This window comes from Pseudomonas sp. PS01299 (genome assembly GCF_029960145.1).
Classification (GTDB): Bacteria; Pseudomonadota; Gammaproteobacteria; order Pseudomonadales; family Pseudomonadaceae; genus Aquipseudomonas; species Aquipseudomonas putida_A.
The window spans coordinates 1-10,485 of the sequence record NZ_JASCPO010000209.1 but is presented as its reverse complement, the minus strand read 5'-3'; the positions used below and the strand labels follow the sequence as shown (position 1 = coordinate 10,485).

The following is a 10,485-nucleotide window of genomic DNA, read 5'->3' as shown; positions in this document are numbered from 1 at the left end:
GTTGCCTTCGCGCGCAAGCCGTCTCCCACAGGGATCTGCAAACGACACAGATCCCATGTGGGAGCGGGCTTGCTCGCGAATAGGCCAGTGGCAGCGCCTTAGATGCGGAAACTGCCGACCAGCTGCTTCAGGCGCGAAGCCTGCTGCTCCAGATCCGAACAGGCGCGCAACGTCGCCTGCAGGTTCTCGACGCCTTCCTGGTTCAGCGTATTGATCTCGGTGATGTCGACGTTGATGGATTCCACCACCGCGGTCTGCTCCTCGGTCGCTGTTGCCACCGACTGGTTCATCCCGTCGATTTCGCCGATACGCTGGGTCACGCTGTTGAGGCGTTCGCCGGCGAGGTTGGCGATTTCCACGCTGTCCTGGCTGTGGCGCTGGCTGTCGCTCATGGTGCTCACCGATTCACGGGCGCCGACTTGCAGCTCCTCGATCATGGTTTGCACCTGCTGCGCCGATTCCTGAGTGCGGTGCGCCAGGTTGCGCACTTCGTCGGCGACCACGGCAAAACCGCGTCCGGCCTCACCGGCACGCGCCGCTTCGATGGCGGCATTGAGCGCCAGCAGATTGGTCTGCTGGGAGATGCTGGTGATCACTTCGAGGATCTGCCCGATGTTCACGGTTTTGCTGTTCAGCGACTCGATGTTGCTGCTGGAGGCGCTGAGCATGCTCGACAGTTGATTCATCGCCTTGATGCTGCGATCCACCACTTGCTGGCCGTCTTCGGCGAGGCCGCGGGCGTCACTGGCCTGGTTCGAGGCTTGCGCGGCGTTGCGGGCGATTTCCTGGGCGGCGGCGCCCAGTTGATTGATCGCGGCGGCGACGCTGCTGGTGCGCGAGGCTTGCTGGTCGGAGTTGTACATCGACGAGTTGGACGCCGCGACCACGCGCAGCGCAACCTCGTTGACCTGGCCGGTGGCCGACGACACTTCGCGGATCGAGCCGTGAATACGCTCGACGAAACGGTTGAATGCGGTACCCAGCACGCCAAACTCATCGTTATTGACGATGGTCAGGCGCTTGGTCAGGTCGCCTTCGCCGTCGGCGATGTCTTCCATGGCGCGGGTCATGACGTGCAGTGGCTGGATCAGCAGGCGAATCAGCATGCCCAGCAACGCGATGATGATCACCACCGCAATCACCGTGGCAATCACCGCCGAGGTGCGGAACTCACTGAGCATCGAGAAGGCTTTGTCCTTGTCCACCGACAGCCCGATGTACCAGTTGACCGACGGCAGGCCTTTGATCGGCGCGAAGCTGACGATGCGGGTCTTGCCATCGACGGTGATTTCACTGAAGTCGCTGCTGATGCGCGGGGTGTCCTGCGGATAGGCTTCTTTGAGTGATTTCATCACCAGTGCCTTGTCCGGGTGCACGAGGATCTTGCCGTCGGCGCTGACCAGGAACGCGTAGCCCATGCCGGAGAAGTCTCGCGCAGTAAGGGTGTCGACCAGGGTTTGCAGGCTCAGGTCGCCGCCCACCACGCCGACGCTCTGACCGGCCTTTTTCGAGGCGGTGGCGATGGAGATGATCAACTGGCCGGTGGCGGCGTCGATGTACGGTTCGGTCAGGGTCGACGCGCTGCTGCTCTCGGCCCCTTTATACCAAGGGCGCACCCGAGGATCGAAACCGTCCGGCATCTTCACGTCCGGACGGATGGTGAAGTGACCGGTGGCATCGCCCAGGTAAGTGGCCATAAACGTCGAGGTCAGGGATTTCTGTTCCAGCAGGCTGGCGACGTTGGCCGGGTCCGGATTGATGGCAATATTCTGGGCGGCGTTCTCGACCAGCAGAATGCGCCCGTTGAGCCAGGTCTGGATGTTATCGGCGGTGACTTCGCCCATCTCGTTGAGATAGTTGTTCAGGTCATCGCGGATCGCGTTGCGTTGCAGCCAGTCGTTGTACAGCGTGAACGAGGCGAAAGCGGCGATGACGATGAGGGCGGCGGCAAGCAAAATTTTATGGCTGAAGCGCAGGTTTTTGTTCATGGCTTGGGGTTCCGCTAAGGTCTTAATGTCCTGGGCGTGCTTTTATAAAGACGCGCAATATGGGCAAGGGTGAAACAAACTGATATTTCCGACTCTCCTTAGGGAAATGTCCGACCGACTTTTCAGTCAGGTTCTCGCCCTTATCTATCGGCCACAGCGGATTAAAGATTAACCATAGGTGACAAAATGCCTGACACATCGCAACTCGTTATCGGCGCCGATCTGGCGGGGCAACCGATTGCTCAGGCCATGCGCCTGGCCAACCGCCACGGGCTGATCGCCGGTGCGACCGGGACCGGCAAGACCGTGACTTTGCAACGCCTTGCCGAAGCATTCAGTGACGCCGGGGTCGCGGTATTCGCCGCCGACATCAAAGGCGACCTGTGCGGCCTGGGCGCTGCTGGCAATCCGCAGGGCAAAGTCGCCGAGCGCATCGCCGGGATGCCCTGGCTCGACCACAAACCGCAGGCTTATCCGGTGACGCTGTGGGATATTCACGGGAAATCCGGTCATCCGTTGCGCACGACTTTGAGTGAAATGGGCCCGCTGCTGATCGGCAGCCTGCTGGAACTGACCGACAGCCAGCAGTCGGCGCTGTACGCAGCCTTTAAAGTGGCCGACCGTGAAGGCCTGTTACTGCTGGATCTGAAAGATCTCAAGGCGCTGCTCAATCACCTCAAGGACAACCCGCAACTGTTGGGCGAAGACGCCGCGCTGATGACCACCGGTTCCAGCCAGGCACTGTTGCGCCGGCTGGCGACCCTGGAGCAGCAGGGCGCTGAAGCGTTGTTCGGCGAACCGGCGCTGCAACTCGAAGACATTCTGCAACCGGCCGCCGATGGTCGTGGGCGGATTCATTTGCTCGATGCCAGCCGTCTGGTGCATGAGGCACCGAAGGTCTACGCGACGTTCCTGCTGTGGCTGCTGGCCGAGCTGTTCGAGCAATTGCCGGAGCGCGGCGATGCCGACAAACCGCTGCTGGCGCTGTTCTTCGATGAAGCGCATTTGTTGTTCGGCGATACGCCCAAGGCGTTGCAGGAGCGTTTGGAACAGGTGGTGCGGCTGATCCGCTCGAAAGGTGTCGGCGTGTATTTCGTCACCCAGTCGCCGGGCGACCTGCCGGATGACGTGCTCGCGCAACTTGGCCTGCGGATTCAGCACGGCTTGCGTGCGTTCACTGCCAAGGAACAGAAATCCCTGCGAGCGGTAGCCGATGGCTTCCGGCCGAATCCGGCGTTCGACACCTTGTCGGTACTGACCGAGCTGGGCATCGGTGAAGCACTGGTCGGGACGCTGCAGGAAAAAGGCACGCCGGAGATGGTCCAGCGGGTGCTGGTGGCGCCGCCACAGTCGCGGATCGGGCCGTTGAGCGAAACCGAACGCACGATGCTGATCGCCGGGTCGCCGTTCAAGGGCCGATATGACAAACCGATCGATCGTGAGTCGGCGTATGAAATCCTGATGGGCCGCAAGGATCTGGCGCCGGAGGCGGATGCGCCTGCGGGTAAGCCGGCAGCCGAAGAGCCGAGCCTGGCTGATCGTGCCGGAGAGTTTCTGGGCACGGCGGCGGGGCAGGCGTTGAAATCGGCGATGCGTCAGGCCGCGAACAATCTGGGTAAACAACTGGTGCGCGGCTTGATGGGGTCGTTGCTCGGTGGCAGCAAACGGCGTTGATCCAAACTGTGGGAGCGGGCTTGCTCGCGAAAGCGGTCTGCCAGTCAACAATAATGTTGACTGAAAGGACACCTTCGCGAGCAAGCCCGCTCCCACATTAGATAAGTGGCAGTTTTCTGGATTGAGATCAGGATTTGTCTTTGGCGTGTGCCGCCAGGCGCTCAAGTGCCGCACGCAGAGCGGGATCGCTGATCCCGTCGGCCGTGGACTGAATGGTCGCCGCCGCATTGCTCGACAGGTCCATCGTGTGCCCGACAGCCCCAGGCTGGACGATTGGTGGTCGCACGCTGAATTTGATTCGCGTCAGGTTGGCGAACTCTTCGAACAGCTGCAGTTGCCGTTGCAGGCGTTTTTGCTGGTAGCGCAGGCGTGTGGCCCAATGGCCGTCGGTGACCACCAGCGACAGTTCACCTTCACGCCACTTGGCCACATGACAGTGCGCGCGAGCGGCGGGTTGCAGCTGGCTTTCAAGCAGGCGTTGCAGATGAGCGAGGCGTTGGGCATGACCAAGAATGGCTTTGAGCGGCTTGGCTTCGCGTAGCAGAACGGCGGGCGCTCTGGCTGTAAGGGGGCGAAACGCCATGATCGAACACCTGAAGTAACAGAAGCGCCATGTTAGCAGAAAGCAACGGAACCACTCGCCCATTGCTTTTGTCCCTGCTTTACCCATTAAATCAACAACTAACTTCTTGCCTTGATGGGTTGAAGTTGAGCAAAACGCCCTTATTTTAAGTGAGCCCCGTCAAAGCGCAGTGCCAGCATCGTGGAATATCGCCACTTTCCTCACCACCGTTTCCGGGTAGAATGCTCGTTCGCATGCGGCCATGAGGGCTGCACGGGCGACTCACGGGGCCGCCCTCCATCCCTTTAGTGTGGAAGATCCTGCCGATATGTTTGCGCCTTTGTTAAAGAAACTTTTTGGAAGCAAGAACGAGCGTGAAGTCAAACGCATGCTCAAGACGGTGCAGCTCGTCAATGCCTTCGAAGAGCAAATGGTGGCCCTTTCGGACGATCAATTGCGCGCCAAGACCAATGAGTTCAAGGCCCGTATCGCCAAAGGGGAATCCCTCGACAAGCTGTTGCCTGAAGCCTTTGCGGTCGCCCGTGAAGCCGGCAAGCGCGTCATGGGCATGCGCCACTTCGACGTCCAGTTGATCGGCGGCATGACCTTGCATGAAGGCATGATTGCCGAAATGCGTACCGGTGAGGGTAAAACCCTCGTAGCGACCCTGGGCGTTTACCTCAACGCGCTGTCCGGCAAGGGCGTGCACGTTGTAACCGTGAACGACTACCTGGCCCGCCGTGACGCCAACTGGATGCGCCCGCTGTATGAATTCCTCGGCCTGACCGTCGGCGTCGTGACGCCGTTCCAGCCGCCGGAAGAGAAGCGCGCCGCCTACGCTGCCGACATCACCTACGGTACCAACAACGAATTCGGGTTCGACTACCTGCGCGACAACATGGCGTTCAGCATGGAAGAGAAATTCCAGCGCGAACTCAATTTTGCCGTGATCGACGAAGTCGACTCCATCCTCATCGACGAAGCCCGTACCCCGCTGATCATTTCCGGTCAGGCCGAGGACAGTTCCAAGCTGTACATGGAGATCAACAAGCTGATCCCGCAGCTGGAACTGCACGTCGAAGAAGTCGAAGGCCAGGTCACCAAGGCCGGTCACTACACCATCGACGAGAAGACCCGTCAGGTCGAACTCAACGAAGCCGGTCACCAGTACATCGAAGAAATGCTCACCGGCGTCGGCTTGCTGGCCGAAGGTGAGAGCCTTTACTCGGCGCATAACCTGGGCCTGCTGACCCACGTCTACTCGGGTCTGCGTGCGCACAAGCTGTTCCACCGCAACGTCGAATACATCGTGCAGGACGGTCAGGTCGTACTGGTCGACGAACACACCGGCCGCACCATGCCGGGTCGTCGTCTGTCCGAAGGCCTGCACCAGGCCATCGAAGCCAAGGAAGGTCTGAACATCCAGGCCGAGAGCCAGACTCTGGCTTCGACCACGTTCCAGAACTACTTCCGTCTGTACACCAAGCTGTCCGGCATGACCGGTACCGCCGACACCGAAGCGTTCGAATTCCACCAGATCTACGGCCTGCAGGTCATGGTGATTCCGCCGAACAAACCGTTGGCGCGTAAAGATTTCAACGACCTGGTGTTCCTGACCGCCGAAGAGAAATACGCGGCGATCATCAACGACATCAAGGAAGGCATGGCCCAGGGCCGTCCGATCCTGGTGGGCACCGCGACCATCGAAACTTCCGAGCATGTGTCCAACCTGCTCAACAAGGAAGGCATCGAACACAAGGTGCTGAACGCCAAGTTCCACGAAAAAGAAGCCGAGATCATCGCGCAAGCCGGTCGTCCGGGCGCCCTGACCATCGCCACCAACATGGCCGGTCGTGGTACCGACATCCTGTTGGGCGGTAACTGGGAAGTGGAAGTCGCGGCGCTGGAAAACCCGAGCCCCGAGCAGATCGCCCAGATCAAGGCCGACTGGCAGAAGCGTCACCAGCAGGTGCTGGAGTCCGGCGGTCTGCAGGTGATCGCCTCCGAGCGTCACGAATCCCGTCGTATCGACAACCAGTTGCGTGGCCGTGCCGGTCGTCAGGGTGATGCCGGTTCCAGCCGCTTCTACCTGTCGCTGGAAGACAGCCTGATGCGCATCTTCGCCTCCGATCGGGTGAAGAACTTCATGAAAGCCCTGGGCATGCAGCCGGGCGAAGCGATCGAGCACCGCATGGTGACCAACGCGATCGAGAAGGCGCAGCGCAAGGTGGAAGGTCGCAACTTCGACATCCGCAAGCAACTGCTCGAGTTCGACGACGTCAACAACGAACAGCGTAAAGTGATCTATCACATGCGTAATACGTTGCTGGCCGCCGACAACATCGGTGAAACCATCGCCGATTTCCGTCAGGACGTGCTCAACGCCACCGTCAGCGCGCACATTCCGCCGCAATCGCTGCCAGAGCAGTGGGACGTGGCCGGTCTGGAAGCGTCGATTGCCAGCGACTTCGGGGTGAAACTGCCGATCCAGCAATGGCTCGACGAAGACGATCACCTGTACGAAGAGACCCTGCGCGAGAAGCTGATGGTCGAGCTGATGGCGGCGTACAACGAGAAAGAAGATCAGGCCGGTGCCGAAGCACTGCGCTCGTTCGAGAAACAAATCGTTCTGCGCGTGCTGGACGACCTGTGGAAAGACCACCTGTCGACCATGGATCACCTGCGTCACGGCATCCACCTGCGTGGCTACGCCCAGAAGAACCCGAAGCAGGAATACAAGCGCGAGTCGTTCACGCTGTTCTCCGAGCTGCTGGATTCGATCAAGCGCGACTCGATCCGTGTGCTGTCGCACGTTCAGGTGCGCCGCGAAGATCCGGAAGCCGAAGAGCAACGCCTGCGTGAGGAAGCCGAAGCACTGGCCGCGCGCATGCAGTTCGAACACGCCGAGGCCCCTGGTCTGGAGCAGCCGGAAGTATTGGGTGAAGAGGTCGATGTCGCCCTCGCCACCGCGCCGGTGCGCAACGAGCAGAAGCTGGGTCGCAACGAACTGTGCTACTGCGGTTCGGGCAAGAAATTCAAGCATTGCCACGGGCAGATCCAGTAACCCCCGTTTCAATCGCTGAAATACCCGCGCCGCGACCGGCTCCTGCCGTCGCGGCGTTTTGCCATTTACACCACCGCCATCCCTCTGAGCGGTGCTGACATCATTGAGTAAGGAGCGCATTCATGGCTGTTGGTCTTGGTCCTTTGCCAACGTTGCACCCGGTTGCCGGTTTTGAACTCGGTATTGCCTCGGCCGGCATCAAGCGCCCTGGGCGCAAGGATGTGGTAGTGATGCGCTGCGCCGAAGGTTCGACCGTGGCCGGTGTGTTCACGTTGAACGCCTTTTGCGCCGCGCCGGTGATCCTGGCGAAAAAACGCGTGCACAACGACGTGCGTTACCTGCTGACCAACACCGGCAATGCCAACGCCGGTACCGGTGAGCCGGGCCTGGCGGCTGCCGAGCGCACCACGGCGAAACTGGCCGAGCTGACCGGTGTCGATGCCAGCCAGATCCTGCCGTACTCCACCGGCGTGATCGGTGAGCCGCTGCCGGTCGAGAAGATCGAAGGCGCGCTGCAAGCGGCGCTGGATGATCTGTCGGAAAACAACTGGGCAGCCGCCGCCACCGGCATCATGACCACCGACACCCTGCCCAAGGGTGCCAGCCGCCAGTTCCAGCATGACGGCGTGACCATCACCGTCACCGGTATCAGCAAAGGCGCAGGCATGATCCGCCCGAACATGGCGACCATGCTCGGCTACATCGCCACCGACGCCAAAGTCTCCCGCGACGTGCTGCACAACCTGATGCTCGACGGCGCGAACAAGTCGTTCAACCGCATCACCATCGACGGCGATACCTCGACCAACGACTGCTGCATGCTGATTGCCACCGGCAAGGCTGCACTGCCGGAAATCACCCGTGCCGAAGGCGAGCTGTTCAACAAGCTGAAACAGGCGGTGTTCGAAGTGTGCATGGACGTGGCCCAGGCCATCGTGCGTGACGGCGAAGGCGCGACCAAGTTCGTCACCGTTGAAGTCAACGGCGGCGGCAATCATCAGGAATGCCTCGACGTCGGCTATACCGTGGCCCACTCGCCGCTGATCAAGACCGCGCTGTTTGCTTCCGACCCGAACTGGGGCCGTATTCTGGCCGCTGTCGGCCGTGCCGGCGTGCCGAATCTGGATGTGAGCAAGATCGACGTGTTCCTCGGCGACGTGTGCATCGCCAGCCGTGGCGCGCGCGCAACGACCTACACTGAAGCGCAGGGTTCGGCGGTGATGCAGCAGGAAGAAATCACCATCCGTATCGAACTGGGTCGCGGCGATTGCAGCGAAACCATCTGGACCACCGATCTGTCGCATGAGTACGTGAAGATCAACGCCGAGTACCGCACCTGATCCAAAGGGTGAGGGTGGGCTGCCGGCCTCTTCGCTGGCAAGCCCGCTCCCACAGGGTTCTGTGGTGTGCACGACATTTGTGCACGACCGAAACTACTGTGGGAGCGGGCTTGCCCGCGAAAGCGTCGGCCCAGTCACTCTAAGTCTTGAAGCTTTCCACTGACGAAAAGGCGCCACACCATGTCCCTGCACCTGATCATCGGCGACAAACTGCTTTCCTCCTGGTCCCTGCGCGCTGCCCTGGCGCTGGAGCTGACCGGCGCACCCTACAGCGAAGAACTGATCAAACTCGGCAAGCCCGACACCCGCGAGAAGCTGCTCAAGCATTCGCCGACCGCCAAGGTGCCATTGCTGCAAACCTCTCGCGGCACCATCGCCGACTCTCTGGCGATCGCCGAATACCTGGCCGAGCAGTTCCCGTCCGAACAGCTCTGGCCAACCGACCTGTTTGCCCGTGCCCAGGCGCGATCCGCCTGCGCGCAGATGCACAGTGGTTTTTTCGCCATGCGCAATCACATGCCGTTCAACCTGAGCCACGACGCACCGCTCAACCCGGTGCCGCCGGAAGTAAAGGTCGATATCGAACGCATGCTCGCGCTGTGGGCTGAATGCCGTGCTGCCGCCACGGAGCCTGGGCCGTATCTGTTTGGCCGGGTGAGCCTGGCTGACGCGTTCTTCGCCCCGATTGCCGTGCGCCTGCGGACTTACCAGGTGCAGTTGCCGACGGTTGATGAAGCCTATGTTGAAACCGTCTACCAATGGCCCGCCTTCAAGGCGTGGCAGAAGGCTGGACTGGAGGAGTTGAATCCGTGAAACGCGTACACGTCGCGGCTGCCGTCATTCGTGACGACAGCGGCAAAATCCTCATCGCCCGCCGTGCCGACACCCAGCATCAGGGCGGCCTGTGGGAATTTCCCGGCGGCAAGGTCGAGGCTGACGAATCGGTCGAAAGCGCCTTGGCGCGCGAGCTGCAGGAAGAGCTGGGCATTGTCGTTGGCGCCGCTCGTCCACTGATCAAGGTGCGCCACGATTACCCGGACAAGCAGGTACTGCTGGATGTCTGGGAAGTGTCTCAGTTCACCGGTGAGCCGCACGGTGCCGAAGGTCAGCCACTGGCCTGGGTGACCGCCAAGGATCTGCTGAACTACGAGTTCCCGGCGGCCAATCAGCCGATCGTGGCCGCGGCGCGTCTGCCCGGCGAATACCTGATCACCCCGGACGATCTGGAAGCCCCGGCCTTGCTGCGCGGCATTCAGAAGGCGATTGCCGGCGGGATCAAACTGATCCAGTTGCGCGCGCCGAACGGCTATGACCCCAAATACCGCGATCTGGCGGTGGATGCAGCCGGTCTGTGTGCCGGCAAGGCGCAGTTGATGATCAAGGGGCCGTTCGAATGGCTCGGCGATTTCCCGTCGGCCGGTTGGCACATCACCGCCGCGCAACTGCGCAAATACGCCGCAGCAGGGCGACCGTTGCCGGCCGAGCGCTGGTTGGCGGCGTCCTGCCATAACGCTGAAGAACTGGCGCTGGCCGAGCAGATGGGCGTGGATTTCGTCACCCTGTCGCCGGTTCAACCAACCTTGACCCATCCGGATGCGCAGCCGTTGGGCTGGGAGCAGGCTGCGGCGTTGATCGAGGGCTTTGGCAAGCCAGTGTTCTTGCTCGGCGGGGTTGGCCCGGCGGAGCGCGAGAAGGCATGGAGTGTCGGGGCGCAGGGTGTGGCGGGGATTCGCGCATTCTGGCCAGAAGCTTGATTATGTTGTGAGGCTGCTGGCCTCTTCGCGAGCAAGCCCGCTCCCACAGTTGACTGCATTCCAACTGGATGAATGCAATCAACTGTGGGAGCGGGCTTGCTCG

The 10,485-nt window shown here is 61.2% G+C and carries 7 protein-coding genes; 5 read left to right on the top strand and 2 right to left on the bottom strand.

The genetic code is table 11. The features are described from left to right. Nucleotides 1–98: 98 nt before the first annotated feature. The gene (locus QMX91_RS24930) at nucleotides 99–1,988 is read right to left on the bottom strand and encodes a methyl-accepting chemotaxis protein (protein WP_027612519.1); all 1,890 of its coding nucleotides are present in this window, start codon (nucleotides 1,986–1,988) and stop codon (nucleotides 99–101) included. A 186-nt stretch (nucleotides 1,989–2,174) separates the two neighbouring features. On the opposite strand from QMX91_RS24930, the gene QMX91_RS24925 reads away from it, so the two are divergent. Continuing rightward, a complete protein-coding gene (locus tag QMX91_RS24925) occupies nucleotides 2,175–3,662 on the top strand; it encodes a helicase HerA-like domain-containing protein (protein WP_210558825.1) in 1,488 nt (495 codons plus the stop codon). A 127-nt stretch (nucleotides 3,663–3,789) separates the two neighbouring features. On the opposite strand, the gene QMX91_RS24920 is transcribed toward QMX91_RS24925, so the two are convergent. Next, nucleotides 3,790–4,245 carry a DciA family protein gene (locus QMX91_RS24920; RefSeq protein WP_096795098.1) on the bottom strand — a complete coding sequence of 152 codons (456 nt, stop codon included), beginning with the start codon at nucleotides 4,243–4,245 and terminating at the stop codon, nucleotides 3,790–3,792. A gap of 307 nt (nucleotides 4,246–4,552) precedes the next feature. Here QMX91_RS24920 and secA point away from each other — a divergent pair, with 307 nt between their 5' ends. The 4 genes from secA to QMX91_RS24900 all read left to right on the top strand — a co-directional run bounded on the left by secA (nucleotide 4,553) and on the right by QMX91_RS24900 (nucleotide 10,382). Beyond that, the gene (secA, locus tag QMX91_RS24915) at nucleotides 4,553–7,288 is read left to right on the top strand and encodes a preprotein translocase subunit SecA (RefSeq protein ID WP_027612522.1); all 2,736 of its coding nucleotides are present in this window, start codon (nucleotides 4,553–4,555) and stop codon (nucleotides 7,286–7,288) included. A 122-nt stretch (nucleotides 7,289–7,410) separates the two neighbouring features. After that, complete coding sequence (argJ, locus tag QMX91_RS24910) at nucleotides 7,411–8,628, top strand: bifunctional glutamate N-acetyltransferase/amino-acid acetyltransferase ArgJ (RefSeq protein ID WP_282413531.1); 1,218 nt, start codon at nucleotides 7,411–7,413, stop codon at nucleotides 8,626–8,628. Nucleotides 8,629–8,808: 180 nt separating this feature from the next. Beyond that, a complete protein-coding gene (locus QMX91_RS24905) occupies nucleotides 8,809–9,441 on the top strand; it encodes a glutathione S-transferase family protein (protein WP_115989033.1) in 633 nt (210 codons plus the stop codon). Further along, entirely contained in the window at nucleotides 9,438–10,382 is a 945-nt protein-coding gene (locus QMX91_RS24900) for a Nudix family hydrolase (RefSeq protein ID WP_098965280.1), read from the top strand. Before QMX91_RS24905 ends, QMX91_RS24900 begins: the two co-directional genes overlap by 4 nt. The last annotated feature ends 103 nt before the right edge of the window (nucleotides 10,383–10,485 follow it).

Excerpts from the sequence above, each read along its gene's own strand:
- QMX91_RS24930 (WP_027612519.1), bottom strand. The coding sequence starts at position 1,988 with ATGAACAAAAACCTGCGCTTCAGCCATAAAATTTTGCTTGCCGCCGCC.
- QMX91_RS24925 (WP_210558825.1), top strand. The coding sequence starts at position 2,175 with ATGCCTGACACATCGCAACTCGTTATCGGCGCCGATCTGGCGGGGCAA.
- QMX91_RS24920 (WP_096795098.1), bottom strand. The coding sequence starts at position 4,245 with ATGGCGTTTCGCCCCCTTACAGCCAGAGCGCCCGCCGTTCTGCTACGC.
- secA (WP_027612522.1), top strand. The coding sequence starts at position 4,553 with ATGTTTGCGCCTTTGTTAAAGAAACTTTTTGGAAGCAAGAACGAGCGT.
- argJ (WP_282413531.1), top strand. The coding sequence starts at position 7,411 with ATGGCTGTTGGTCTTGGTCCTTTGCCAACGTTGCACCCGGTTGCCGGT.
- QMX91_RS24905 (WP_115989033.1), top strand. The coding sequence starts at position 8,809 with ATGTCCCTGCACCTGATCATCGGCGACAAACTGCTTTCCTCCTGGTCC.